The sequence below is a fragment of the Knoellia sp. LjRoot47 genome (assembly GCF_964253435.1).
Taxonomy (GTDB): Bacteria; Actinomycetota; Actinomycetes; order Actinomycetales; family Dermatophilaceae; genus Knoellia.
Map to the genome: position 1 here is coordinate 2,112,576 of NZ_CAXUQS020000001.1, position 24,728 is coordinate 2,137,303.

Sequence of the window (24,728 nt, forward strand, 5' to 3'; positions counted from 1 at the left end):
TCCTACCGCGCGAAACCGCCACACGGCACCGGCTCTGGTGCCCCACACGTTGCGTCAGCGTCTTCGGTGGCTAGAGCCGCCGTTCTCGCTGACGCAACGAAGGGGGCGGGTGCTTGCGTCTGCGGCTTCGGTTGCTAGAAGCACCGTTTCCGCAGACGCAAGGGAGGTGGTGTCCGATAGTCGGCGGACTCAGCGGCGCCAGAGCCGCCACCAGCGGCGGCCGCGGGTCAGGCCGGGGCGGGTCTCCTCGGGTGGGGTCGGGGGCTCGAGCGTCGCGCGCAGGGCCCGCCACTGCTCGACCATCTCCTCCACGTCGACGGTCGGTGCCCACACCGGCGACGCCTTCCCGATCACCGGCCGGCGGCGGTCGTCGATCACGCGTGCGTTGTAGTCACGCAGCACCTCGCGCACGCCCTCCTCGGACCGGACGTCGAGCAGGGACTCGGGGAACGACGCCCGCTCGCGCCGCAGGAGCATCACCGGCGGCAGGGCGTCGGAGGCGTCGAGGCCCTCGCGCTCCATCATCCTCTTGACCCACCAGTCCGGATCCGGGTCGTCGAGCCCGCTCAGGGGCTTGCCGGTGCCGGGCAGGTCGTCGAACTCGCCCCTCTCCTGCGCCTCGCGGATCTGCTTCTCGACCCAGGACTCGTGAAAGGCCATGGCGCCATTGTGCGACGGGACGCCTCACGGCGGCGGGTGTGAAGCGCGTCGGTCGAGGAATGTCAGGCGTCGATGTCCCGGTCCTTCGACGACGCGAGCACGCTCTGTCCGAAGGCCCACCAGAAGCCGGTGGCCACGCCAGGGATCGCGATCGTCCAGTTCGGCACGGCGTCGACGTTTCCGGCAACGACCGCCCAGATGGTGAGCACGGCGGTAAGGAGCCAGGCGATGGTGAGGTGGCGCTGCTGCATGAGGTGTCTCCGGATGTCGGTGAAGTGGTCACCACCGATCCTCCCCGCCGGTCGCGCACGCGTGATCCGCCATCCGGCGGATGCCACCCGTGACGAGTGTCATGGGTGGAACTCAGGGGGTCGTCGCGGCCTCGAGGTCGCCACGGATCGCGGCGAGGCGCTCGGCGGCACGCGTCCGCGCACCGGCGAGGTCGTCACCCTCGACGGCCTCGATCACCTCGAGGTAGACCTTGAGCTTCGGCTCGGTCCCGGACGGTCGGACGATGACCCGCGACTCGTCGGCGAGGAACCAGCGCAGACCCTCAGTGGGCGGCAGGCCGCCGTCACCGGCGGCCAGGTCGTCGAGGCGTGAGACCTCCACTCCCGCAACCTCGGTCAGCGGCTCGGCACGCAGACGGCCCATGACCCTGTCGATGAGCGAGAGGTCCTCGACACGCACCGAGAACGAGTCGGTCGCGTGCACCCCGTGCTCGACGGCCAGCTCGTCGAGGCGGTCCGGGATGGACCGGCCCTGCGCCTTGAGCGACGCCGCGATCTCGGCGACGACGAGGGCTGCGGACACCCCGTCCTTGTCCCGCACCTGCTCCGGGTCGACGCAGTAGCCGAGCGCCTCCTCGTAGCCGTAGCGCAGGCCCGGCACCCGTGAGATCCACTTGAACCCGGTGAGCGTCTCCTCGTGGGCGACCCCACGGGCGCGGCACACGGTAGCGAGCATCCGCGACGACACGATCGAGTTGGCGAACACCGCACCCTCGGACACGCCCCGGTCGAGCAGGTGTGCCCCGAGCAGGACCCCGACCTCGTCGCCACGGAGCATCCGCCAGCCACCCGGCCCGGGGACGGCGACGGCACAGCGGTCCGCGTCGGGGTCGTTGGCGATGACGACGTCGGGGCCGGTCTGCTCCGCCAGGTCGAGGGCGGCGTCCATCGCGCCCGGCTCCTCGGGGTTCGGGAACGAGACCGTCGGGAACATCGGGTCCGGCTGCGCCTGGCTGGGCACCGGCAGGGGCGCGGCGTAGCCGGCCGCCTCGAACGCCCGCGCCACCGTCTCCGAGCCGACGCCGTGCAGCGCGGTGTGGACGACGACGAGGTCGCGCGGCGAGTCGGTGGCGACGACGTGGACGACCTGCGACAGGTAGCTCTCGAGCACCTCGTCGTCGAGCGTGTCCCACCCGTCGTCGGGGCGCGGCACGTCGGCGACGCGGTCGACTCGCGCGATCTCGGCCGCGATCTCGGTGTCGGACGGCGACACGATCTGCGAGCCGTCCCCGAGGTAGACCTTGTAGCCGTTGTCCTGCGGCGGGTTGTGGCTCGCCGTCACCATGACGCCCGCGTCGGCGCCGAGGTGCCGGATCGCGTACGCGAGAACAGGTGTGGGCAGCGGCCGCGGCAGGATGACGGCCCGGCCACCGGCGCCGACGACGACCGCGGCGGTGTCGCGCGCGAAGACGTCGGAGTTGGTCCGTGCGTCGAACCCGATGACGACGAACGGGTCGTGGTCCTTCTTCTTGAGGTATGCCGTGAGGCCGGCTGCCGCTCGGATCACGACGACGCGGTTCATCCGGTTCGGGCCGGCCCCGAGTGCCCCACGCAGACCGGCGGTGCCGAACTCGAGCATCCCGGCGAACCGGTCTCCGAGGTCGGTGAGCGCCGCGTCATCCCCGCCGTTGGCGGCGTCGAGCACCGACTGGAGCTCGGCGCGGGTCTGCTCGTCGGGGTCGTCGGCCAGCCATGCCTGGGCTGCCTCGAGCAGCTCGGACTGCTCGGCGGTCGAGCCGGAAGGTGAGGTGTCCGCGGACTCGTGGCGGCCGGCATACGTCATGGCGTGTCCCTCAGATCTTCGCCACGACGGCGGCGAGGAGGCGACCACAGCGCTCGGCGGCCGCCTTGCCGGCCTCGAGGACCTCTTCGTGGTTGAGCGGGGTCTTGGAGATGCCGGCCGCGGGGTTGGTCACGAGCGAGATGCCGAGGACGTCCATGCCGCTCTGGCGCGCGGCGATCGCCTCGAGCGAGGTCGACATGCCGACAAGGTCGCCGCCGAGGACCTTGGCCATCTGCACCTCGGCCGGGGTCTCGTAGTGGGGGCCGCGGAACTGGACGTAGACGCCCTCCTGGAGGTCGGCGTCCACCTCTCGGGCGAGGTCGCGCAGGCGCGGGGTGTAGACGTCGGTGAGGTCGACGAAGTTCGCGCCCTCGATGGGGGAGTGAGCGGTGAGGTTGATGTGGTCGCGGATGAGAACCGGGGTCCCGGGGAGCCACTCCTCGTGCAGGCCACCGCAGCCGTTGGTGAGGACGATGGTGCGGCAGCCGAGCGCCGCCGCGGTGCGGACGCCGTGGACGACGGCGCGGACGCCGCGGCCCTCGTAGAAGTGCGTGCGGGTGCCGTAGACCAGCGCGCGACGGCCGGTGTCGCCGATCGCGACCGAACGCATCGTGCCCGAGTGGCCCGCGACCGCGGCCTTGCCGAAGCCGGGCACGTCGGTGTTGCCGATCTCGGTGAGCGTCTCGCCGACGAGGTCGCCGGTCTGGCCCCAGCCGGACCCGAGGACGAGTGCCACGTCGTGGCTCTCGACGCTGGTGCGCTCGCGGATCACGGCCGCTGCGGCCTCCGCCACGGCGAAGGGGTCGGTCGCCGGGTCGGCGAGGTCGAGCGGGGGCTGGGCGGCGGCGTTGTCGGTCACGCGAGCAGGGTATCGGCAGCGTGGTTGGATGGTCCGCGTGAATGCGCGAACGACTCGAGTGGTCATCCTCGGCGGTGGGCCGGGTGGATACGAGGCGGCTCTCGTCGCAGCACACCTCGGGGGAGAGGTGACGATCGTCGACCGCGACGGGCTCGGTGGCGCGGCCGTCCTCACCGACTGCGTCCCGTCCAAGACGCTCATCTCCACGGCCGACTACATGTCCGAGTTCGAGACCGCGGCCGACCTCGGCGTCCACCTCGAGGACGGCGAGGGCGACGAGGTGAGCGACGCCAAGGCCGAGCTCGCCGAGGTGAACGCGCGGGTCAAGGACCTCGCCGCGGCGCAGAGCCGCGACATCACCGACCGCGTCGAGGAGGTCGGCGTCCGCATCGTCCCCGGCACCGGTCGACTCGTGTCGCCGTCCAAGGTCGAGGCGACCCTCGCCGACGGGGGCACCGAGGTGCTCGACGCCGACGTCGTCCTCATCGCCACGGGTGCGACGCCCCGGGTCATGGACACCGCGCAGCCCGACGGCGAGCGGATCCTCACCTGGCAGCAGATCTACGAGCTCGACGAGCTGCCCGAGCGCCTCGTCGTCGTCGGCTCCGGCGTCACGGGTGCCGAGCTCGCGCAGGCCTACCTCGGGCTCGGCTCCGACGTCGTCCTGGTGTCCTCACGCGACCGGGTGCTCCCCGGCGAGGACCCCGACGCCGCGACGGTCATCGAGGACGTCTTCAAGCGCCGCGGCATGGAGGTCCTCGGTCGCTCGCGCATGGCCGGTGTCGAGCGTCGCGGTGACGGGGTCGTCGTCCGCCTCGTCGACGGTCGCGAGGTCGAGGGCTCGCACGCCCTCCTCGCCGTCGGGTCGATCCCCCAGACCGCGGGCATGGGCCTGGAGGAGGTTGGCGTCGAGCTCACCGAGTCGGGGCACATCGCCGTCGACCGCGTCTCCCGCACGTCCGTGAGGGGCGTGTATGCCGCGGGCGACTGCACCGGGGTCCTGCCCCTCGCGTCCGTGGCCGCGATGCAGGGCCGGATCGCGATGTCGCACGCGCTCGGCGACGCGGTCGCCCCGCTCAACCTCGGCGTGGTGTCGGCCAACATCTTCACCGACCCCGAGATCGCGACGGTCGGCATCTCGCAGAAGGCCGTCGACGACGGCACCGTCGACTGCGATGTCGTCACGCTCCCGCTCTCGCGCAACCCGCGAGCCAAGATGTCGGGCATCCACGACGGCTTCGTCAAGCTGTTCGCGCAGAAGGGTTCTGGCGCCCTCATCGGTGGCGTCGTCGTCGCCCCCCGCGCCTCCGAGCTGATCTTCCCCGTGACGCTCGCCGTGCACCACCGCCTCAACGTCGACCAGGTGGCCAACACCTTCACGGTCTACCCGTCGCTGTCCGGGTCGATCGCCGAGGCGGCGCGCCGCCTCCACTCGACGCTCGGCTGACCCGGTTCGACGGGCTGCGAGCGGAGGTCGACGCGGTGATGCGGCCCGACCCTCGGCCATCGGCGCCCAAGACCCACAGCGCCCCCACCCGTGGCTAGTTTGGAAATCATCCGAACCGTCCACGCAGTGGGAGTGATGCCCGATGAGTGACCAGAAGCGACCGATCAGCGGCGACGAGGCCATCAACAAGGCCAAGGAGTACGCCAAGGACAACCCGGACAGCGCCCGCAGCGCCATCGACAAGGTCGAGGACTTCCTCGACTCCAAGACCGGTGGCAAGTTCTCCGGGATGATCGACAAGGGTGGCGACCTCGTCGAGAAGGGCCTGGGGATCCCGAGCAACGAGGGAGGCACGCTGCCGTCCGAGCCGGGCACGGCCCCGCCGGCCGACCCCGGGGCTCCACCGGCGGACCCGGGCTCCACCCCCACGACGCCGACCACGCCCACCACGCCGACGCCGCCGTCCGAGCCCGCGCCACCGACGACGCCCGCCGAGCCGGCGCCCACGACGCCCACCGAGCCGACGTCCCCGTCGCAGCCGCAGCAGCCCTCCGAGGTGCCCGTCCCGAACCCGTCGCCGGGCACCGGTGACCCCCAGCCGCAACAGGACCCGACGGCTCCGTCGGACTCGACGGACACGACGGCCCCGCCGTCGACGATCCCGGGCGAGGGCGCCGAGCAGGTGCCCGAGCCCTCGTTCCCGCCCGCGGACACGCAGTCCGGGTCGCCCGGCGCTCCGAGCCCCGGGTCGCCCAGCCCCGGCGAGGGTGGCGGGCTGCCCGAGGGCGGCTCGACCCAGCAGGGCGACCCGGGCTCGACCACCGCTCCCGGCGGCAGCCAGCCGGCCGACGGGGGCCAGCAGATCGACCTCGGTCAGGACGACGTCTCCGGTGGCGGGGGCGCTCCGCCCACCCGATGACCCGCGCGAGGTGACGCGCGAACGCCCCGTGCGCCGGACGGCATACGGGGCGTTCGCGTTGTGCGAGAGGGGCGTTCAGCCGCGCTGGCCGACGACGCGCACGTCCGTGATCCAGACCGGTGACGCGGGCGGGCCGTCCTGGTCGGGGTCGGCGATGCCGGCCGCGACGATGGCGTCGAGCGCCTCGTAGCCGCTGACGAGGTGCCCCATGACGGTGTAGTTGGGGGAGATGTTGGCGAAGCTGTGGACGACGAAGAACTCGCTGCCGTTGGTCCCCGGCCCCTGGTTGCCCATGGCGATCGTGCCGCGCGGGTAGGTCAGTGACGGGTTCACCTCGTCGTCGAACTCGTAGCCGGGGCCGCCCTCCTCCTGCCGATAGATGTCGCCGCACTGGAGCACGCCGAGCCGGGCGGTGTTCGTGAGGCGGAAGCACTGGCTCATGTCGTAGAAGTCGGCCTTGGCGAGGTGGGCCAGGCTGCCGACCGCGCACGGTGCGAGCTCGCGGTCGAGGCGGAAGACCATCGGGCCGTAGTTCGTCGAGACGCGGACCTCGACGGTGCCGTGAGACTTCTGCTTCGCCTTGGGGATCGTCACCGGGCGCGCGGCGGGCCGGTCCGGCGTGGGCCGGAACTCGCAGGTCGCCGGCTGCTTGCCGCGCTCCGAGCTCGCGTATGCCGTCCCGCCCGGGACCGCGGTGAGCGCGAGGAGGGCACCCGCTGCGGCCGTCGTGGCCAGGGCGCGTCGGAGGTACGTCGAGAGGGTGCTCGGATGCGTTCTCATCCCTCGAACGTAGCGACGCGGCGCCGGTCCCGCTCGGTGAGCGAGGGCCGGCGCCGCGTCGGTGGTGCGTGCGGTGTGCGCGGGTGGTGCGGGGTGCGCGGGTGGTGCGGTGTGTGCGGGTGGTGCGGTGTGTGCGGGTGGTGCGGGTCAGGCGTCCTTGATCTCGCAGAGCACCTGACCGTTGGTCACGGTCGCGCCCACCTCGGCGGACAGGCCGCTCACCGTGCCGGCCTTGTGGGCGGTGATGGGCTGCTCCATCTTCATCGCCTCGAGCACGACGATGAGGTCGCCCTCGGCCACCTCGGCGCCGTCCTCGACGTTGATCTTGACGATGGTGCCCTGCATCGGCGCGGCGAGGGAGTCCCCGGACGCGGCGGCGCCGGCCTTGCTGCCACCGGAGCGCTTGGGCGCCTTCTTCTTGGCCGCGGCGCCACCGCCGCCGCCGAGCGAGAGGCCCGCGGGCAGGACGACCTCGAGGCGGCGTCCGCCGACCTCGACGGTCACGCGCTGGCGCTCGCCAGCCTCCTCGTCGGCGCTCGCGGCATCGCCGGCGAACGGGGCGATCTGGTTGTCGAACTCGGTCTCGATCCAGCGGGTGTGCACGGTGAACGGCTCGTCACCCTCGGGTGCGAACGCCGGGTCGCTCACGACGGCCTGGTGGAAGGGCAGGACCGTCGGCATGCCCTCGACCTCGAGCTCGGCGAGCGCGCGGCGCGAGCGCTCGAGGGCCTGGTGGCGGGTACGGCCGGTGACGATGAGCTTGGCGATCATCGAGTCGAACGCGCCTGCCACGGTGTCGCCCTCGACGATGCCGGCGTCCCAGCGGACACCGGGTCCCTGGGGGACGACCATGCGCGAGACCGTGCCGGGTGCGGGCATGAAGTTGCGGCCGGCGTCCTCGCCGTTGATGCGGAACTCGAACGAGTGCGCGCGCGGCGCCGGGTCGTCGAAGCCGAGCTCCTCGCCGTCGGCGATGCGGAACTGCTCGCGGACGAGGTCGATGCCGGTGACCTCCTCGGTGACCGGGTGCTCGACCTGGAGGCGGGTGTTGACCTCGAGGAAGCTGATCGTGCCGTCCTTGGCGACGAGGTACTCGCAGGTGCCGGCACCGACGTAGCCGGCCTCGCGCAGGATCGCCTTGGAGGCGCGGACGAGCTCGGCGTTCTGCTCGTCGGTGAGGAACGGCGCGGGGGCCTCCTCGACGAGCTTCTGGTTGCGGCGCTGGAGCGAGCAGTCGCGGGTCGAGACGACCACGACGTTGCCGTGCTGGTCGGCGAGGCACTGGGTCTCGACGTGTCGGGGCTTGTCGAGGAACTTCTCGACGAGGCACTCGCCGCGACCGAAGGCGGTGACGGCCTCGCGGACGGCGGACTCGTAGAGGTCGGGGATCTCCTCGAGCGTGTGGGCGACCTTGAGGCCGCGACCGCCACCGCCGTAGACCGCCTTGATGGCAATCGGGAGACCGAACTCCTTGGCCAGCGCGACGACCTCGTCGGCGTCCTTGACCGGGTCCTTGGTGCCGGGGGCGAGCGGGGCGTCGGCCTTGACGGCGATGTGCTTGGCCTTGGCCTTGTCGCCGAGTGCGTCGATGGCCTCGGGGCCCGGGCCGATCCAGGTGAGCCCGGCGTCGATGACGGCCTGGGCGAACTCGGCGTTCTCGGCGAGGAAGCCGTAGCCGGGGTGGACGGCGTCGGCGCCGGCCTCCTTGGCGACCTCGATCAGCTTGTCCTGGAGGAGGTAGGAGTCGGCAGGGGTCGTGCCACCGAGGGCGTAGGCCTCGTCGGCCACCTTGACGTGCAGCGCGTCACGGTCGGGCTCGGCGTAGACGGCGACGGAGCCGATGCCGGAGTCCTTGCAGGCGCGGGCGATACGGACGGCGATCTCGCCGCGGTTGGCGATGAGGACTTTGCTGATGGCCATGACCGGGACTGTAGTGGGTCGGCGCAGCAGTCGCTTTCGAAGGTCTCGCGGGGTCGGTCACACCCGCCCGGCGCCCGGGGTCAGACGTCGAGGGAGCGCGCGAGGGCGAGCAGGCCACGCTCGAGACCCGCACGTTCGGCGGGTGAGAGGACCTCGAGCAGGCGCGCCTCGTTGGCCATGTGGGCGGTGAACGCCGTGTCGATGAGGTCGCGGCCCTTCGCCGTGAGCGCGACGAGACGGGACCGGCCGTCGCTGTCGCTCGGGCGGCGTTCGACGAGGCCGAGGGTGACGAGGCGATCCACCCGTTTGGTGACGGCACCGCTCGTGACGACGGTCTGCTCGGACAGGTCCGACGGCGTGAGCGCGCAGTCGCCACCCTGCCGGCGCAGCGTGGCGAGGACGTCGAACTCGCCCTCGCCGAGGCCGTGCTCGGCATAGACCCGCACGAGCTCGGTCGTCAGCGCTGCAGCGACGCGGTGCAGTCGGCCGATGACGAGGAACGGCGTCGGGTCGAGGTCGGGCCGCTCGGTTCGCCACTGCTCGACGATCTGGGCGGCGCGGTCCGGAGGGTGCTGATCGGGCATGGGGTGGAATATACCTTCCTCGGAAGGTATTGTGTCTTCCGTGGAAACTATTTCTGGGAAGAAGCTCGGCGGGCTCGCGCTCGTCGCCGTCACCGCGATCGCCCCGGTCGTCTGGGGATCGACGTATGCCGTGACGCACCTCTTCCTCCCCGCCGACCGCCCGCTCTTCGCCGGGGTCATGCGGATCCTGCCCGTCGGCCTGCTCCTCCTGCTCTGGCACCGCCGGCTCCCGCGCGGGTCCTGGTGGTGGCGCTCCGCGGTCCTCGGCACGCTGACGATGGGGCTGTTCGTCGCCCTGCTCTTCGTCGCCGCCACCCGGCTGCCGAGCGGCCTCGGAGCGACGATGACCGCCATCGCCCCGATGGTGACGATGCTGCTGGCATGGTCGATCCTGCGGGAGCGGGCGACGACGGCGACGGTCGTGGCGTCCGTCGTCGGAGCGCTCGGCGTGGTCCTGCTCGTGCTCCAGGGCGATGGTGCGGGCCACGTCGACCTCGTCGGGCTCCTCGCCTCGGTCGGCGCCGTCACCTCCGCGAGCGCCGGCTTCGTCCTCACCAAGCGGTGGAGCGTGGACGAGCGCGTGCTCGTCGTCACCACCTGGCAGCTCGTCGCGGGTGGGCTCGCGCTCCTGCCGTTCGCGCTCCTCGTCGAGGGGCCGCCGCCAGCCCTGCCGCTGTCGGGCTGGTTGGCGCTGGCCTACCTCGGCATCATCGGCTCCGGCGTCGCCTACGTCGCGTGGTTCAAGGGGCTGGCGTCCATGAGTGCCGGCGCCGTCGCCGTCATCGGACTGCTCAACCCCGTCTCGGGCACCGTCCTGGGCGTCGTGCTCCTCGGCGAACCCTTCGGACCGGTGCACCTGCTCGGGCTCTCACTCGTCCTCGGCAGCGTCGTGCTCGCCCAGCCCCAGGCCCGCCGCCTCCTTGCGTCTGCGCCTTCGGCGGCTCTAGCGACCGGATCCGCAGACGCTGGGGGTGGCGGGCGGACACGAGAGGTGGGCACCCGGCATACGGTGGACGCATGCCCATCAACGACATCACCCTGACGTCCGGTACGCAGCAGATCACGATCCCGCAGGTCGGCTTCGGCGTGTGGCAGGTCCCCGACGACGAGGTCGACGCCGCGGTGCTGGCGGCCCTCGAGACCGGCTACCGGCACATCGACACGGCCAAGCTCTACAACAACGAGTCCGGCGTCGGCCGGGCGCTCGCGGCGACCGACGTGCCGCGCGACGAGATCTTCGTGACGACCAAGGTGTGGCCGAGCGAGTACGGCGCGCAGGAGACGACCGACTCGTTCAACGCCTCGATGGACCGGCTCGGGCTCGAGACGCTCGACCTGTTCCTCCTGCACTGGCCGTTCCCGCAGGAGGACCGCTACGTCGACGCGTGGAAGGCGCTCCAGGCGCTGCGTGACGCCGGGCGGGTGCGCGCCGTCGGCGTCTGCAACTTCCACGTCGACCACCTGCAGCGGCTGTTCGACGAGACGGGGGAGTGGCCGGCGATCAACCAGATCGAGCTCCACCCCTACCTTCAGCAGCGCGAGGTGGCCGAGTTCAACGCCGAGCACGGCATCGTCACCGAGGCCTGGAGCCCGCTCGCCTCGGGCCAGCAGGTGCTCGACGACCCGGTCATCGGAGGCATCGCGCAGCGGCTCGGCGCGACCCCGGCACAGGTCGTCATCGCGTGGCACATCGCCCGCGGGTTCGTCGTCCTGCCGAAGTCGGTGACGCCGTCGCGCATCACCGAGAACTTCGCCGCCGCCGAGCTCGCGCTGAGCGAGGACGACATGGCGCAGATCGCCGCCCTCGACCGCGGCTTCCGCACCGGCCCGAACCCGGACGAGTTCAACGGCTGACCGCCCTGTGTGCGGTCAGACGGGGAGGAGGCGGGACACGAACTCCCTGAGCTGGGCGATGTTGCGGCACTCGTGCATGTCGACGATCTCGCTGTAGCGCAGCGCCACCGAGTCGCCGCTGCCCCACATGCGCGCGGGCTCGGGGTTGAGCCAGGAGACGTGGCGGGCACGCGAGGCGATCTCGCGGAGCATGTCGAACTGCGGGTCGGTGTGGTTGGAACGGCCGTCGCCGAGGATGAGCACGGCGGAGCGGTGGCCGATGACGTCGAGGTGGTGCTCGACGACGTCGGCGAAGACGGCGCCGTAGTCGCTGTTGCGGTGCCAGCGGGTCATCCGCGACAGGTCGTCGAAGGCGTGGCTGAGGTCGCTGCCCGGAGCCGCGCCGATGACGTCGTCGGTGAGGTCGTCGACCCGGTTGACGAACCCGAGGATGCGCACCCGCCGGAACTGCGCCGCGAGCGCCTGGACGAGCAGGATCGTGAACCGCGAGAAGCCCGCGACCGACGACGACAGGTCGCACAGGATGACGACGTCCGGGCGGTGCGGGCTCGCGTGCTGGAGAGCAGGACGGATCGGTATGCCGCCCGTGCTGAGTGAGCGTCGCAGCGTGCGCCGGATGTCGATGGAGCCGCGCGAGGCGCGTCGTCGCCGGGCCGCGAGCCGCGTCGCCAGCTTGCGGGAGAGCGGCTGGATGGCGCCGCGGAGCTCGTCGAGCTCGGCGGGCCCGGCGAGGAGGAAGGGCGTCTGCTCGGCGGGTGGGCGGACGGCATACCGGCTGATCCGGTCGGCGCCGCGCGCCTCGGCGTTGCGTCGGCGCGTCTCCGTCTCGACGCGGCGCCGGAACGCCGCGACACCGGTGCGCAGCTCGTCCCGCGTGAAGCGGGAGGCGAAGCCTGCGCCTCCCGCCGGCCCGCTCACGCCCGCGCCGGCACCACCCGACCCGCCGCTGCCGTCACCGGAACCACCGGGAGCGTCGACAGCGGCGTCCTGCATCCGGGCGAGCGCGCCGGCGATGGCCGTCTGGGGAGCGAGGGTGTCGAGCGCCCGTTGCGCCGAGAACGACCCGGTGGTCGCGGCGTTGGCCAGTGCGCCGAGCTCGGCGACGACGCGTGCGGCGAGCTCGTCGAGGGCGCGCTCGTCACCGGCGGCCAGGGCACGAGCCAGCTCGTCGCGCAGCTCGGCCGCGCGGGCCCGCCGCTCCGGGAGGGTGGCCGGTGGCGCGTCCGCCGAGATGCCGGCTCGGTCGCCGAGGGCAGCGGGGAACCACACGTCGTAGAGGTCGTCGAAGACCTGTCGCTGCCCGGCACGGCGCAGGAAGGCGGCCGCGAGCCCCTCGCGCAGGCGCTCGCGGTCGTCGAGCCCGAGGACGTGGGCGGCCGCCCCGGCGTCGACCACCTCGCTCGTCCCGACGACGACGCCGTGACCGCGCAAAGCGCGGGCGAAGCCGACGAGCCGGGAGTCGAGTGCGGTGGACACGGCCGGGTCCCGGGTCAGCTCGCCGGCAGGTCGAGGGCGACGGCGGCCCGCTCGATGTCGTCCTGGTGCTTGAGGAGGACGCCGAGGTTGTCGCGCACGAGCTCGGCGCTGAGGTCGCCGTCCTGCGTGGCGCCGAGGGCGATGAGCGTGCGCGCCCAGTCGACCGTCTCGGCGACCGACGGCGCCTTGCGCAGCCGCAGCTCGCGCAGGCGCTGGACGAGTCGCACCACCGAGGCGACGAGCGCGTCGTCGAGACCGGGGGCGCGCAGGGTCACGATGCGCTGCTCGAGGTCGGCGCTCGGGTAGTCGATGTGGAGGAAGAGGCAGCGGCGGCGCAGCGCCTCGGACAGCTCGCGCGTGGCGTTCGAGGTGAGGACGACGAACGGCCGGTGCGTCGCGGTGATCGTCCCGAGCTCGGGCACCGTCACCTGGAAGTCGCCGAGGATCTCGAGGAGGAGGCCCTCGATCTCGACGTCGGCCTTGTCGAGCTCGTCGACGAGCAGGACGACCGGCTCGTCACTGCGGATCGCCGCGAGCAGGGGTCGGGGGAGGAGGAACTCGTCGCTGAAGATGTTGTCCCGCAACGCATCCCACCCGTCGGCGGAGTCGCGCTCGGCGGTGATGCGCAGGAGCTGCTTGGCGTGGTTCCACTCGTAGAGAGCCCGTGACTCGTCGACGCCCTCGTAGCACTGGAGCCGGATCAGCCTGGCGCCCGTGGCGGCCGCGACCGCCTTGGCGAGCTCGGTCTTGCCGACACCGGCCGGGCCCTCGACGAGCAGCGGCTTGCCCAGCCGGTCGGCGAGGAACGTTGTCGTCGCGATCGCGTCGGACGCGAGATAGCCGGTCTCACCCAGCCGGTCGCGGGCGTCGTCGATCGAGTCGAAGCGAGGAGTCACCTCGCCATCCTGACACTCAGGACGTCGACGGCTTCCCCTGGGCTCCCTGTCGCGTCCGGACGATCCGGTATGCCGTCCCACCGGCTCCCAGGAGCGCCACCGCTCCCAGCCCGACCCAGAGCAGCAGGCTCGAGCCTTCGTCGCCGTCCTGGGAGTCACGTGCGACCATGCTCGGCTGCGGCGATGTCGACGGCTGCCCCGACGGCGATGCGCCGGGCGAGGTGGACGCGCTCGGTGCGGTCGCGGCATACGACGGCTCGCCGGAGGCGGTGCCCTCGACGGTGACGGTGAACGTCATCGGCACGGCCGAGGCGTTGCCTCCCTTGTCGCGGGGGACCGCGATGCTGACGAAGTGGTCGCCGGCGAGGTCGGTCGAGATGCCGACGACGTCGCGGTTGCGGTAGCGCACCTCGCGGCTCACCTGGCTCGTCGGCTTGTCGGCCCCGAAGGTCCCGCTGGACAGGCCCACCTCCCCGACGACCCTGCGGTCGGGGGCGTAGATGACGGGGTTGTAGTGGACGAGCCGGCGGACGCCGTCGGTCACCGAGCCCGGCGTCGGGAGGACGGAGAGGGCGATGTGCTGTCCCCACGAGACCGGGACCCGGTAGAAGATCGTCTCGCCCGGCACGAAGGTCTCGGTCCAGGTCCCGGGGGTGATCCTGGGTGCGGACGAGAAGCTCACGCCGCCGACGACGGGCTTCGCGCGGCCCGCCGCAGGGGCGGGCCGGGTGGCCTGCGAGCGGTCGGCCTCCGGGAGGGCGTCGGCGTCCGTGACGGGCGGCTCCTCCATGACGAGGATCTCGACGGGCTGGGGCGTCGGGGCGCCCGCGGTGCGGTCGAGGCTGAGGGTGAGGCTGGGCGCGGTGGCGCACTCGTCGGCCCGGACGTTCTCGACGGACGAGGTGCCCGCGACCCGCAGGGTCCGCGTGACGAGGTGCTGGAAGTCGCTCGTGCCGATCCGGTTGGCCGGTCCGTTGTCGCAGGTGCCGTCCGCGCTCTCGACGCGCATCTGCACGGTCTCGTCGTTGTTTCCCGTCTCGGAGTAGCCGGGCCGCATCGTCATGGCGACGCGCAGCGTCGAGCCCGGGATCGTCCGGCGCAGCGCGTAGTGGCGCCGGCCCTCGCCAGTGGTGAGGGTGTCGGTGTACTGGCCCGCGGCGATCTCCGGGGCCCCTGTGGCGGCCGCGGTGCCGACGACCGGGACGCCGCTCACCGTGAACGGTCTGAGGGCGCGTTGGCTGAGCTTGCTCAGCGAGGTGGCGAGCTGGTCGGCGTCCTTGGCGTCGAAGTAGGTGCCGTTGCCGGCGCCGGCGATGCACTGGAGCTGGGCGCGTGCCTTGGCGTCGACGCCGAAGCCGACGGTGTCGATCTGGAGGTTGATGCCGGCTGCGGTGAGCTTCCTGACGACGGGGCAGGGGTCGGGGACGCAGGACTCCTCGCCGTCGGAGACGAGGACGATGTTGCGCTTGCCCTCGGTGCCGAGGTCCTTCATCGACTCCTCGAGCGAGTGGGCGATGGGGGTCTCACCCAGGGCCGAGACGGCGGCGATCGTGGACGTCAGCCTCGGCTTGTCCACCGCGACGATGGGTGCGACGAGCCGGGTGTCGGCGCAGGCCGCGGGGGTGGGCCTGCCCTTGCCGTCGACCGTGGCGCCGTAGACCCGCAGCCCCACCTGGGCCGTGGCCGGGAGCGCGCCGACCACTCCGGTGAGGGCCTTCTTGGCGGCCTCGATCTTGGTGAGCCCGCTCGGGTCCTCGGCCTTCATCGACCCGGACGCGTCGAGCACGAGCAGCAGCCTGCCGGGCACGGGCTCGTCGGCAATGCCCGCGGCGCGAGCGTCGGTGGCGATCAGCCCGGACAGCCCGGTGACCGCGGCCAGGACCAGCGTCGTGATGGTGCGCATGTGTCGTCCTCCCCCTGCGATGTCGAACGCCACGACCCTAGCGTTTGCAATCGCAAACGGGCAACCCGAGCCCCGGGGAGGACTCCCCGGGAACGAGACTCCACGGCATACGCTGCGGTCCATGTCTCCCCGGGTGATCCACACCGCGCAGGCGCTCGTCGACGTCGTCGTCGACGTCCCGGCGCTGCCGCGTCGCGGTGGCAACGTCATGGCGCCGCCACCCCACGAGTACGCCGGGGGAGCGGTCAACATCCTCCTCGCCGCCGCGCGCCAGGGAGCCGAGTGCGTCCATGCCGGGGCCACGGGGACGGGACCGCACGGTGACCTCGTGCGGTCCGCGCTGGAGGCGGAGGGCGTCGTCGTCTCCAGCCCGGTCGTCCCCGACCTCGACACCGGTATCTGCGTCGTCATGCTCGAGCCGACCGCCGAGCGCACGTTCGTCACCACCCAGGCCGCCGAGCGCGTCATCAGCGTCGAGTCGCTGCAGACCTCGCAGCCGGCGGCTGGTGACCTCGTCTGCGTGAGTGGCTACAGCCTCACGGGTACGACGCGAGATCCGTTGCTGCAGTGGCTCGCTGGGCTCCCCGAGGACGTCGAGGTCGTGCTCGACCCGGGTGCGATCTTCGCCGAGCTCGACGACGACATCCGCTCACGGATGCTCGCGCTGACGACCGTCTGGACCGGCAACGCCGAGGAGAGCGAGGCACTCACCGGCGAGTCCGACATCGTCCGCGCCGCCGCACTCTGCACCGAGCACCTCCCAGACGGAGCCGTCGCGATCGTCCGCGACGGCCCCGAGGGGTGCGCCGTCCACGCCGACGGGGAGACGACCGACCTCGACGGCTACCCGCAGAAGCCGGTCGACACCAACGGGGCCGGCGACACCCACACCGGCGTGCTCGTGGCCTGCCGGGCCGCCGGCACCGGCTGGGTCGAGGCCGCACGGCGCGCCAACGCCGGAGGTGCGATCAAGGTCACCCGGCGCGGCCCGGCCACGGCGCCGACGTCAGGCGAGATCGACGACTTCCTCGCCGAGCGCGCCTGACGCGGCGTCAGGGCGCTTCCTCCAGCGCATCCACGGACGGACTGACGCGTCGTCGTGCGCAGGGTCGATCACCGATCAGTGTCCAGCCTGAACACCTATAGGTGATCGACGCCGTCAGGCACCCCTGCGCCGTGCCGATCGGCCGAGCGGGAGCAGAAGCCGCCAGGCGTCGCGGTGACGTGGCAGCCGGTATGCCGTCCGCTCACCTCGTCGGACGCAGGCGCCACCACGGTTCGGCCCGGCGCTCGGCCACCGCCGGCGCCGTCGGCACCTCGGCAGGGCGTGCCGCACCTGCCCCGGTAGGCCCTGCGGGAGCCGGCCAGTACTCGAGCAGGTCGCCGGGCCCGAGCCCCAGCGCGTGCTCGAGCTCGGCGGGCACGACCCGCTGGAAGTGCTCCGAGACGCTGCGGCTCACCTCGGCCCAGTAGCCGCGCAGGGTTGACTCCGACAGGTGGAGCTGGGTGCTCATCTCGGCATAGGTGAGACCGCGGGCACGACCGGCGAGAACCTGGCGCTGGCGCTCGGACAGGATCGTCAGGCTGTTGCGGCGGACGAGCACCTCGACGAGCCCGATGACCGAGGGCGGCACGACGACCTCACCGTCAGCGACGGCCGTGATGACCTCCTCGGCGCGTGCGGTGGGCGCCGACTTCGAGACGACCCCGCTCGCGCCGGCCGCGAGGCAGGCCGCGAGGACGAACCGTCGCTCCTCCTGGCTGAAGACGCAGACCCGGTATCCCGCGGCGACGGCCGCGCGGATCGCCGCGACGCCCTGCCTAACGTCGGGCTGGCTCGCGTTGCTGAGGTGCAGGTCGAGCACGAGGGCGTCGGCCACCGGCCTCGCGGCCAGCATCGCCTCGATCGTCGACCAGCCGCCCGCGAACCGCAGCCCCGGCATGAGCGCCGGCAGCGACTCGCGAATCACGGTGGCGTCGTCGACGACCGCGACCGTCCTCATCGGGCGGCCTCGTCGGACATCCGCAGGCACGGACCGGTCAGGGTCACCGTGGTGCCGACCCCGGGGGTCGACGAGATGGTCACGTCCATCCCACGGCGACGCATCTCACCCACGACGACCTGACGCAGGCCGACGCCCATCGAGGCGGCGCTGACCTCGAAGCCGACGCCGTCGTCGTGCAGCGTGACCACCCACATCTGGGTCCCACCATCACCGGCCGGTGGCGCGTCGGCGTGCACGACGACGGACTCGGCGTCGGCGTGGTCGCGCACGTTGAGCAGGAGGCTGGCGAGCGCCTGGTCGAGCGCGGCGGCCTGCGCCGCGTCGATGTGGGCGCCCTCGGCGAGGTCGACGTTGAGCTGCATCGGGAGGTCGAGGAAGCGGTCGCACGTGGCACTGACGACGGCGCGCAGGGCGACGCCCCCGGAGCCGGAGCCCGGCCCGGGCTCCGTGGCCCCTCGACCCTGGAGGTAGGAGCGCATCCGGACCGACTCGAGCTGGGCCTCCTTCTGGAGGAAGCCGCGGGTCTCGTCGTCGATGGTGGGGTCACTGAGCATGCGAATCACCGCCGCTCCGTTGTGGATCGCGAGCTGGGCCCGGCGTTCCTCCTCGCGGCGGCCGAGCTCGGTGGCTTCGGCACGTGCCTGGTCGCCGTCCTGCGCGACCCGCCGGAAGTAGCCGAGGATGAGCCGTCCGACGCTCGGCAGGACGAGGAGCGTGAGGACGTTCGCGATGATCGTCGTGGCCGTGTCGGCGTCCCAGGCCGGTGCCGCGAAGACGAGGCTCGCCGCACACGCCGCGACCACGCCGCACACCCACTGCCACCGGGGCATGAGTACGCCGGCCCCGGTCGCGAGCACCGCGAGCAGGTGGGCGGGGAACGGTGCGATCCACGACCCCACGAGGAACGCGTCGGTCACGGTGAGCGAGCCCAGCAGCATGAGGGCGATCGCCAGCGAGAGGTCGAGCGTGAAGCCGCGCGGGCTCAGCGGGCCTCCCCGCCGGAACACCACGAAGCTCACGACGAGACTGCTCGCCGCAGCGGCACCCCAGCACACGGCATACAGGCCGGGTCGCGGCGAGATCGAGACGGCCTGCACGAGTCCCGGGACCATCTGGACGAGCGTCCCGAGCCGGATGCCGATGATGAGCAGCGCCACGGCGTGGTCGGTGCCACGGGCCGTGCTCGGGAGCCGGCCGGCGTAGTCCGCCCACCGGCTCGCGGAGCCGCGCACCGGCCCTCGTGTCGTCCCCACCCGTCAGATCTTGCCGCACCGACCCAGTCTGGGTCGTGGGCGAAGGCGCCGACACCCACGAAAACGCGGAACGGCGGCGGGGCTCTCGTGAGGCTGCGGGGTCAGCTCGGGTGGCCCTCGGACTCGGCCTGCTCGTCGGCAGCCGCGGCGTCGGCCTCGGCGCTCGCGGCCTCGAGGGCGGCACCGGCCCGTCGGCGGTCGAGGAGGAACTTGCCCAGCCCGGCGGCGACGACGGCCGTCACCGTGCCCGACATGATCCAGGCGAAGGCGGACGGTTCGTCCGAGCGGTCCATGGGCACTCCTCGTCGTGGCTTCCGGCCCCGGGGTGGGGCGTCCATGGCTCACGGTGCTCGACGGTGAGGCCGGGGTCAAGGAGGCTCTCGGCGGCCGGCCCGGGCTCGGGCCCACACCTAGGATGCTCGGGTGACGACGACCGACAACCTCGAGCAGCAGCGGGCCCTCTACGGCGCCCCGCTCTCGGAGCTGGGCGCGACCGTGCGCGAGGCCCTCGGGCTCACGCAGGGGCGGCTGGCCGAAGTGCTCGGCCTGTCGGCGCCGATGCTGTCGCAGCTGCTCAGCGGTCAGCGGGTCAAGATCGGCAACCCGGCTGTCGTGCACCGTCTCCAGCTCCTGCTCGACCTGTCGGCGGACGCCTCCGAGCTCTCGAACGAGGAGCTCGGCGCGCGGCTCGCCGCCATCCGGGAGGAGCAGTCGACCCTCACCGGCTCCTCGACCGACGACGTCGCGCTCGTCCGCTCCCTCGCCGCCTCCGCGACGACGGCGCAGCTCCGCGCGGTCGCCGCCGAGGCGGACCGCCTCGGTGCGCGACGTCTCTCCGATCTGCTGGGACGCGCCTCCGAGGTCGCGCATGGGTGAGGTCTTCGCCGGTCGCTACGAGCTCCTCGACCCTCTCGGCGAGGGTGGCATGGGTACCGTGTGGCGGGTCTGGGACGCCCGCGAGGAACGCCTCGTCGCGGCCAAGGTGCTGCGCCAGTCCGACGCCGTCTCGCTGCTGAGGTTCGTGCGCGAACAGGCGTTCCGGGTCGTGCACCCGCACGTGCTCACGCCGCTGTCGTGGGCCGGCGAGGACGACCGCGTCCTCTTCACGATGCCGGTCGTCGAGGGTGGCTCGGTCGCGTCCCTCATCGGCGACCACGGCGCCCTGCCACCCCTGCTCGTCGCCGAGGTCCTCCGCCAGCTCTCGAGCGCGCTCGGAGCCGTGCACGACGCCGGGATCCTGCACCGCGACGTCAAGCCGGCCAACGTCCTGCTGGCGGCCACGGGCACGGAGCGCCCCCACATCTTCCTCACCGACTTCGGCATCGCCATCGAGCTCGACGGGGTCCGTCTCACCCAGACCGGTCAGTGGTCGGGCACCCCCAGCTACACCGCGCCGGAGTCGCAGACCGGGGCCGAGCCGGATCCCACTGCCGACCTGTATGCCGTGGGGCAGGTCGGTGTCGCGATGCTCACCGGTGAGCGGCCCTCGGCTGCTCCGACGCGTCCCGAGGGGACGCCGGACGTGCTCTGGGACCTGCTGCTCGACCTCACGCGTCTCGACCCGGGTGAGCGGCCGGCCTGCGCGGCCGAGGTCACGCGGCGGCTCGCGGTGCCGGAGCTCGACTGGCGCGAGGGTGCGATGGGCGACGTCGAGGTACTGCGCCACGTCGCCGAACCGTCGGCGGGGGTGGCACAGCTGAGCGCGAGGGCGGAGGACCTCACCCGGGTGCGGCAGGACCCGACCCCACCTTGTCCGCCTGTCGGTGACGGACGTGGCGACGCGACCGTGACGCCGGGTCGGCCGGACGCTGCGACCCTGGGCTCGTCAGCAGTGTCGAGCGGTCAGCCAGCGTCCGCCGAGTCGAATTCGCCTGTGCCACAGGACAGGCCACGTGCGAACGGGCGTTCCGCCAAGGTCTTCGCGGTGGCAGCGGTTGCCGCTGCCGTGCTCACCGCCGTGGTCGTCTGGTCGCCCTGGTCCGGTGAGGGTGAAGGGCCGTCGAGCCGTCCGACCCCGACGTCGGGGCAGGCCTCGCCGTCCACCACCGACCCGACGCCGACCGTCACCAACGCGTCCCCCACCCCGACGCCGACCTCGACTCCGTCGGCGACCCGGGGCTCGGTCGGGGTCGGCACGGTGGTCGTCGCCGTGGGGCAGCCCTGCCAGTTCAACGACGTCGGCGTCCGCGAGGAGACCGTCTCGGGTGAGGCCGTGGTCTGCCAGCGGCGAGCCGACGGCACCTATGCCTGGGACACGCCGCCGGGTGAGGCGCCCTGACGCGCTAGGGGCGCGGATCGCCGACGGCCGGCTGGTCGTCACGCGACCCGGGTGAGGCGGCGGTGCTCCGGCGCCTCAGCACCCCAGCCGTGACCGCACCGAGCGCGACGAGGGCGACCAGGCCCGCACCGACCCAGACGAGCGGGGAGGGACCGTCGTCGTCCGAGGTCGCCCCTGTCGTCGTCGCAGCGTCCGCCGAGGACGGCGAGGACGACGGGGAGCTGCTCGGGGAGGCGGTGGGCGACGCGGTTGGTGAGGCGGCGACGTCGGGGGAGGGGCCGGCATACGTCGGGGTGCCGGTGACCGACCCCTCGACGGCGACCCGGATGCGGACGGTGACGGGAGCAGCGCTGTCCTCGCCGGCCTTCTCGGCCGAGCGCTGGATGGCGAAGTAGTAGTAGCCGGGTCCGGTGACCTGGCGCAGCGGCACGAAGGAGTAGGGCCCGTTGCCGAACGCGGTGCGGTTGTTGTAGCGGATCTGCGGGGTGTACTCGCCGATCATCACGGGCGAGCCCGACGGGCCGAGCGAGCCGCCGTTGTCCGGGTCCGAGCCCGAGGTGCGCGTCAGCGGGTAGCGCCACGGGTTCCACGCGCCGACGTTGAACTGCGTGTAGGACGTCGAGCCCAGCTCGAGCTTCTGCCCCGGGGTCGGCGCGTCGACGGTGAAGGCGAGGCGCTGCCCGAAGTCGCCGCGCACGCGGTAGTAGATCTGCTCGTCGGGGAGGATGACGTCCGAGTACGTGCCCGGGGTGAGCGTGAGCGCATCGGAGAAACCGCCACCGCCGGTGACGGGCCGACCCGCACCCTGGGCCGGGGCCACGAGTGGGGGGACAGCGGTCGGCTCGACGGCCGGCGGCAGGGAGGCGGAGTCGGTCACGGACGGCTCCTCGACGAGGAGGACCTCGGCCGGCGTGGCGCCGGGGGCCCCCTTGGACCGGGCGACCTGGACGACGAGGTCGGTCGCGGTGTGGCACGGGTCCTTGTCGTCGGCGTCCTCGGGTCCCAGGACGCGCACGGCCGTGACGACCGAGCCGGTGCCACCGAAGCGGATCCCCGACTGCCGCTGGCACTCGCGGCCGGTGGGCAGGGTGACGACGACCCGCATCGCCTCGCTGTTGTAGGCGTCCGGGGTGGGGCCGGGGCGCGTCGTCACCGAGAGCAGGGTGGTCGACCCTGCCGCCCGCGTCACGCGGTAGTAGCGCGCTGCCTCGTCCGCCACGAACGAGTCGGTGTACTGGCCCGGCGTGAGGGTGGGTGCGCTCTCTGCCGTGGGCGTCGCCTTCACCGGCGTCCCGCTCACGGTGAAGGGTCGCAGCGCGCGCTGGCTGAGCTTGGACAGCGAGGTGGTGAGCTGGTCGGCGTTGCGCGCGTCGTAGTAGGTGCCGTTGCCGGCATTGGCGATGCACTGCAGCTGCTGCCTGGCCCTGGCGTCGACACCGAAGCCGACGGTGTCGATCTGGAGGTCGATGCCGGCGCCGGTGAGCTTCTTGACCACGGGGCAGGGGTCGGGGACGCACGACTCCTCGCCGTCGGACACGAGGACGATGTTGCGCTTTCCGGTCGCGCCGAGGTCGGTCATCGCCGCGGTGAGCGAGCCCGCGATCGGCGTCTCACCGAGCGCCCTGACGGCAGCGATGCTCGACGTGAGCCCCGCCTTGTCGAGGGGGCCGATGGGGGAGACGAGCCGGGTGTCGGCACAGGCGGCGGGCGTCGGCTTGCCCTTGCCGTCGACGGTGGCGCCGTAGACACGCAGCCCGACCTGGGCGCTGTCGGGGAGGGCGCCCACGACGCCGGTGAGGGCCTTCTTGGCGGCCTCGATCTTGGTGAGACCGGACGGGTCCTTGGCCTTCATCGACCCGGAGGCGTCGAGCATGAGGAGCAGCTTCCCGGGCACCGGCTCGTCCGCGGAGGCCGTCGCGGGTGTCGCCGCCGTCACGGTCACCCCGGCCGTCTGGGCCATCGCGACGCCCCCTCCACAGACGAGCCCCATGACGGCGCCGGCGACGGCGACGGTGGCGACGAGTGTGCGACTCCTGGAACGCATGACTGGGATCCCCTCGTGCGACGATGTTTGCGATAGCAAACCTAGCCGTCCCATGCGGCCGATGCCATCCTCCCCGATGGGGAGCACTCCCCGTCGCGGCGCGGCCTCATCGTGTCCGGTCGAGGTCCTCGCGGCAGCGCTGCTCGAAGCGACCCAGCTCGGCCAGGGCGTCGTCGAGGTCGCGGCGCCGCTGCTCGAGGTCGGCGCGGCGCTCGTCGATCTGGGCCAGGACGTACTCGAGCTGGCTGCGACGGCCCCGGGGTGCGTCGTAGAGGTCGATGATCGTGCGGATCTCCTCGAGCGGGAAGCCGAGCCGCTTGCCGCGCAGGATGAGGCCGAGTCGGGTCCGGTCGCGACGGTGGTAGATCCGGGTCGTGCCGCGACGTTCGGGCGTGATGAGGCCGAGCTCTTCATAGTGCCGCACGGTCCGGTGGGTGACGTCGAACTCCTCGGCGACCTCGCGGATCGTCCAGGTCTGCTCGGTGCCCACAGGGGCCTCGGTCCGGGTTGCCACGGTCGGGAGTATTGCTTTACGTTGACGTCAACGTCAAGACCTGACCGCCCCGAGAGGACACCGATGTTCGAGCTCAGCCAGGACCACGAGGACTTCCGCAAGGTCGTGCGCGACTTCGCCGAGCGCGAGGTCGAGCCGCACGTCGCGCAGTGGGACCGGGACTCGCACTTCCCGACCGACCTCGTGCCCAAGATGGGTGACCTCGGCCTGTTCGGGCTCGTCGTCCCCGAAGAGTTCGGCGGCAGCCTCGACCCCGAAGAGGGCGGTGCGTTCACGAGCCTCTGCGTCGCCATCGAGGAGCTCGGCCGCGTCGACCAGTCGATCGGCATCACGCTGAGCGCGGGCGTGGGCCTGGGCATCAACCCGATCCTCAGCTACGGCACCGACGAGCAGAAGCAGCAGTGGCTGCCCGACCTCGTCGCCGGCCGTGCGCTCGCGGGCTTCGGCCTCACCGAGCCCGACGCCGGCTCCGACGCCGGTGCCACCCGCACCAAGGCCGTCCGTGACGGCGACGAGTGGGTCGTCGACGGCGCCAAGGCGTTCATCACCAACTCCGGCACCGACATGACCTCGGTCGTCACCGTGACTGCCCGCACCGGCACCGACGACAAGGGTCGGCCCGAGATCAGCGCGATCATGATCCCCACTGGCACACCGGGATTCACCGTCGAGGAGCCCTACCACAAGCTCGGCTGGCACATCTCCGACACCCACGGCCTCAGCTTCGCCGGCGCGCGCGTCCCGGCCACCAACCTCCTCGGCGAGCAGGGGAGCGGCTTCAAGCAGTTCCTCAAGACCCTCGACGACGGCCGCATCGCCATCTCCGCCCTCGCGCTGGGACTCATCGAGCGGATGCTCGCCGAGAGCACGGCATACGCGTCGTCCCGCACGGCGTTCGGCAAGCCGATCGCGGTCAACCAGGGCATCTCGTTCCAGCTCGCCGACCTCGCCGTCATGGCCGAGACGAGCCGTGTGCTGACCTACAAGGCCGCGTGGCTCAAGGACGAGCACGACGCCGGTCGCCGCTCGGTCGCCGAGGTCAAGAAGGCCGCGGCGATCGCCAAGCTCTATACGAGCGAGGCCGCGGTCTCGGCGACCCGGATCGCCACCCAGGTGTTCGGCGGCAACGGCTTCATGGAGGAGTACCCCGTCGCCCGCTTCTACCGCGACGCCAAGATCCTCGAGATCGGCGAGGGCACGAGCGAGGTGCAGCGGATGGTCATCGCACGCCACCTCGGTCTCCCGACCGCCTGACCGTCCGC

23 protein-coding genes are annotated in these 24,728 nt (G+C 72.3%); 8 read left to right on the plus strand and 15 right to left on the minus strand.

All coding sequences use genetic code 11. From position 1 onward, the window contains the following. Positions 1–189: 189 nt before the first annotated feature. From ACSQ11_RS10265 to ACSQ11_RS10280, 4 genes are all read right to left on the minus strand, one after another. Positions 190–660, minus strand: a complete 471-nt coding sequence (locus tag ACSQ11_RS10265) for a DUF1992 domain-containing protein (protein ID WP_436005035.1) — start codon at positions 658–660, stop codon at positions 190–192. A 62-nt stretch (positions 661–722) separates the two neighbouring features. After that, complete coding sequence (locus ACSQ11_RS10270) at positions 723–998, minus strand: hypothetical protein (protein ID WP_436005036.1); 276 nt, start codon at positions 996–998, stop codon at positions 723–725. A 25-nt stretch (positions 999–1,023) separates the two neighbouring features. Beyond that, on the minus strand, positions 1,024–2,733 hold the full coding sequence (locus tag ACSQ11_RS10275) for a phospho-sugar mutase (RefSeq protein ID WP_436005037.1): 1,710 nt from the start codon (positions 2,731–2,733) through the stop codon (positions 1,024–1,026). Between the two features lie 10 nt (positions 2,734–2,743). Further along, positions 2,744–3,592, minus strand: coding sequence for a purine-nucleoside phosphorylase (locus ACSQ11_RS10280; protein WP_436005038.1), 849 nt, complete (start codon positions 3,590–3,592; stop codon positions 2,744–2,746). A gap of 28 nt (positions 3,593–3,620) precedes the next feature. Between ACSQ11_RS10280 and ACSQ11_RS10285 the strand changes: the two genes are divergently transcribed. Both ACSQ11_RS10285 and ACSQ11_RS10290 read left to right on the plus strand, forming a co-directional pair. Then, on the plus strand, positions 3,621–5,039 hold the full coding sequence (locus tag ACSQ11_RS10285; protein WP_436005039.1) for an NAD(P)H-quinone dehydrogenase: 1,419 nt from the start codon (positions 3,621–3,623) through the stop codon (positions 5,037–5,039). Between the two features lie 142 nt (positions 5,040–5,181). Then, positions 5,182–5,958, plus strand: a complete 777-nt coding sequence (locus ACSQ11_RS10290) for an Rv0909 family putative TA system antitoxin (RefSeq protein ID WP_436005040.1) — start codon at positions 5,182–5,184, stop codon at positions 5,956–5,958. 75 nt (positions 5,959–6,033) lie between these two features. On the opposite strand, the gene ACSQ11_RS10295 is transcribed toward ACSQ11_RS10290, so the two are convergent. The 3 genes from ACSQ11_RS10295 to ACSQ11_RS10305 form a co-directional block, all read right to left on the minus strand. Next, positions 6,034–6,738 carry a peptidylprolyl isomerase gene (locus tag ACSQ11_RS10295; RefSeq protein ID WP_436005041.1) on the minus strand — a complete coding sequence of 235 codons (705 nt, stop codon included), beginning with the start codon at positions 6,736–6,738 and terminating at the stop codon, positions 6,034–6,036. A gap of 147 nt (positions 6,739–6,885) precedes the next feature. Beyond that, the gene (locus ACSQ11_RS10300; protein ID WP_436005042.1) at positions 6,886–8,658 is read right to left on the minus strand and encodes an acetyl/propionyl/methylcrotonyl-CoA carboxylase subunit alpha; all 1,773 of its coding nucleotides are present in this window, start codon (positions 8,656–8,658) and stop codon (positions 6,886–6,888) included. 80 nt (positions 8,659–8,738) lie between these two features. Further along, positions 8,739–9,242, minus strand: a complete 504-nt coding sequence (locus ACSQ11_RS10305; protein WP_436005043.1) for a MarR family winged helix-turn-helix transcriptional regulator — start codon at positions 9,240–9,242, stop codon at positions 8,739–8,741. Positions 9,243–9,282: 40 nt separating this feature from the next. Here ACSQ11_RS10305 and ACSQ11_RS10310 point away from each other — a divergent pair, with 40 nt between their 5' ends. Then, a complete protein-coding gene (locus ACSQ11_RS10310; protein WP_436005044.1) occupies positions 9,283–10,284 on the plus strand; it encodes a DMT family transporter in 1,002 nt (333 codons plus the stop codon). Beyond that, positions 10,260–11,096, plus strand: a complete 837-nt coding sequence (locus ACSQ11_RS10315; protein ID WP_436005045.1) for an aldo/keto reductase — start codon at positions 10,260–10,262, stop codon at positions 11,094–11,096. Before ACSQ11_RS10310 ends, ACSQ11_RS10315 begins: the two co-directional genes overlap by 25 nt. A gap of 15 nt (positions 11,097–11,111) precedes the next feature. Here the strand turns inward: ACSQ11_RS10315 and ACSQ11_RS10320 are convergent, their stop codons facing one another. Genes ACSQ11_RS10320 through ACSQ11_RS10330 form a run of 3 tightly spaced genes read right to left on the minus strand, consistent with a single transcriptional unit; the run spans position 11,112 to position 15,371 of the window. Then, positions 11,112–12,572, minus strand: a complete 1,461-nt coding sequence (locus ACSQ11_RS10320) for a VWA domain-containing protein (RefSeq protein WP_436005046.1) — start codon at positions 12,570–12,572, stop codon at positions 11,112–11,114. Positions 12,573–12,586: 14 nt separating this feature from the next. Beyond that, positions 12,587–13,468: an AAA family ATPase gene (locus tag ACSQ11_RS10325; RefSeq protein WP_436005047.1), complete on the minus strand. Its 882-nt coding sequence runs from the start codon at positions 13,466–13,468 to the stop codon at positions 12,587–12,589. 16 nt (positions 13,469–13,484) lie between these two features. Further along, the gene (locus ACSQ11_RS10330) at positions 13,485–15,371 is read right to left on the minus strand and encodes a vWA domain-containing protein (protein ID WP_436005048.1); all 1,887 of its coding nucleotides are present in this window, start codon (positions 15,369–15,371) and stop codon (positions 13,485–13,487) included. 121 nt (positions 15,372–15,492) lie between these two features. Here ACSQ11_RS10330 and ACSQ11_RS10335 point away from each other — a divergent pair, with 121 nt between their 5' ends. Further along, positions 15,493–16,416 carry a PfkB family carbohydrate kinase gene (locus ACSQ11_RS10335; protein WP_436005049.1) on the plus strand — a complete coding sequence of 308 codons (924 nt, stop codon included), beginning with the start codon at positions 15,493–15,495 and terminating at the stop codon, positions 16,414–16,416. Positions 16,417–16,618: 202 nt separating this feature from the next. Here the strand turns inward: ACSQ11_RS10335 and ACSQ11_RS10340 are convergent, their stop codons facing one another. The 3 genes from ACSQ11_RS10340 to ACSQ11_RS10350 form a co-directional block, all read right to left on the minus strand. Beyond that, a complete protein-coding gene (locus ACSQ11_RS10340) occupies positions 16,619–17,374 on the minus strand; it encodes a LuxR C-terminal-related transcriptional regulator (RefSeq protein WP_436005050.1) in 756 nt (251 codons plus the stop codon). After that, positions 17,371–18,630 carry a hypothetical protein gene (locus ACSQ11_RS10345; RefSeq protein WP_436005051.1) on the minus strand — a complete coding sequence of 420 codons (1,260 nt, stop codon included), beginning with the start codon at positions 18,628–18,630 and terminating at the stop codon, positions 17,371–17,373. The genes ACSQ11_RS10340 and ACSQ11_RS10345 overlap by 4 nt, the downstream gene beginning before the upstream one ends. Before the next feature lie 101 nt (positions 18,631–18,731). Continuing rightward, positions 18,732–18,923 (minus strand): hypothetical protein, encoded by a 192-nt coding sequence (locus ACSQ11_RS10350; protein WP_436005052.1) that lies wholly within the window; start codon positions 18,921–18,923, stop codon positions 18,732–18,734. A 130-nt stretch (positions 18,924–19,053) separates the two neighbouring features. Here ACSQ11_RS10350 and ACSQ11_RS10355 point away from each other — a divergent pair, with 130 nt between their 5' ends. Further along, positions 19,054–19,506 (plus strand): helix-turn-helix domain-containing protein, encoded by a 453-nt coding sequence (locus ACSQ11_RS10355; protein WP_436005053.1) that lies wholly within the window; start codon positions 19,054–19,056, stop codon positions 19,504–19,506. Then, positions 19,499–20,908 (plus strand): serine/threonine-protein kinase, encoded by a 1,410-nt coding sequence (locus ACSQ11_RS10360; RefSeq protein ID WP_436005054.1) that lies wholly within the window; start codon positions 19,499–19,501, stop codon positions 20,906–20,908. The genes ACSQ11_RS10355 and ACSQ11_RS10360 overlap by 8 nt, the downstream gene beginning before the upstream one ends. Before the next feature lie 4 nt (positions 20,909–20,912). Here the strand turns inward: ACSQ11_RS10360 and ACSQ11_RS10365 are convergent, their stop codons facing one another. Together ACSQ11_RS10365 and ACSQ11_RS10370 are read right to left on the minus strand one after the other, a co-directional pair. Beyond that, positions 20,913–22,952 carry a vWA domain-containing protein gene (locus ACSQ11_RS10365; protein WP_436005055.1) on the minus strand — a complete coding sequence of 680 codons (2,040 nt, stop codon included), beginning with the start codon at positions 22,950–22,952 and terminating at the stop codon, positions 20,913–20,915. 106 nt (positions 22,953–23,058) lie between these two features. Continuing rightward, complete coding sequence (locus tag ACSQ11_RS10370) at positions 23,059–23,466, minus strand: MerR family transcriptional regulator (protein ID WP_436005057.1); 408 nt, start codon at positions 23,464–23,466, stop codon at positions 23,059–23,061. A 63-nt stretch (positions 23,467–23,529) separates the two neighbouring features. Here ACSQ11_RS10370 and ACSQ11_RS10375 point away from each other — a divergent pair, with 63 nt between their 5' ends. Continuing rightward, complete coding sequence (locus ACSQ11_RS10375) at positions 23,530–24,720, plus strand: acyl-CoA dehydrogenase family protein (protein WP_436005059.1); 1,191 nt, start codon at positions 23,530–23,532, stop codon at positions 24,718–24,720. Positions 24,721–24,728: the final 8 nt, after the last annotated feature.

Bases quoted from the DNA above. Each gene is read 5' to 3' on its own strand.
- ACSQ11_RS10265 (WP_436005035.1), bottom strand. From the start codon at position 660: ATGGCCTTTCACGAGTCCTGGGTCGAGAAGCAGATCCGCGAGGCGCAG.
- ACSQ11_RS10275 (WP_436005037.1), bottom strand. From the start codon at position 2,733: ATGACGTATGCCGGCCGCCACGAGTCCGCGGACACCTCACCTTCCGGC.
- ACSQ11_RS10285 (WP_436005039.1), top strand. From the start codon at position 3,621: ATGGTCCGCGTGAATGCGCGAACGACTCGAGTGGTCATCCTCGGCGGT.
- ACSQ11_RS10290 (WP_436005040.1), top strand. From the start codon at position 5,182: ATGAGTGACCAGAAGCGACCGATCAGCGGCGACGAGGCCATCAACAAG.
- ACSQ11_RS10295 (WP_436005041.1), bottom strand. From the start codon at position 6,738: ATGAGAACGCATCCGAGCACCCTCTCGACGTACCTCCGACGCGCCCTG.
- ACSQ11_RS10300 (WP_436005042.1), bottom strand. From the start codon at position 8,658: ATGGCCATCAGCAAAGTCCTCATCGCCAACCGCGGCGAGATCGCCGTC.
- ACSQ11_RS10305 (WP_436005043.1), bottom strand. From the start codon at position 9,242: ATGCCCGATCAGCACCCTCCGGACCGCGCCGCCCAGATCGTCGAGCAG.
- ACSQ11_RS10315 (WP_436005045.1), top strand. From the start codon at position 10,260: ATGCCCATCAACGACATCACCCTGACGTCCGGTACGCAGCAGATCACG.
- ACSQ11_RS10330 (WP_436005048.1), bottom strand. From the start codon at position 15,371: ATGCGCACCATCACGACGCTGGTCCTGGCCGCGGTCACCGGGCTGTCC.
- ACSQ11_RS10335 (WP_436005049.1), top strand. From the start codon at position 15,493: ATGTCTCCCCGGGTGATCCACACCGCGCAGGCGCTCGTCGACGTCGTC.
- ACSQ11_RS10340 (WP_436005050.1), bottom strand. From the start codon at position 17,374: ATGAGGACGGTCGCGGTCGTCGACGACGCCACCGTGATTCGCGAGTCG.
- ACSQ11_RS10350 (WP_436005052.1), bottom strand. From the start codon at position 18,923: ATGGACCGCTCGGACGAACCGTCCGCCTTCGCCTGGATCATGTCGGGC.
- ACSQ11_RS10360 (WP_436005054.1), top strand. From the start codon at position 19,499: ATGGGTGAGGTCTTCGCCGGTCGCTACGAGCTCCTCGACCCTCTCGGC.
- ACSQ11_RS10365 (WP_436005055.1), bottom strand. From the start codon at position 22,952: ATGCGTTCCAGGAGTCGCACACTCGTCGCCACCGTCGCCGTCGCCGGC.
- ACSQ11_RS10375 (WP_436005059.1), top strand. From the start codon at position 23,530: ATGTTCGAGCTCAGCCAGGACCACGAGGACTTCCGCAAGGTCGTGCGC.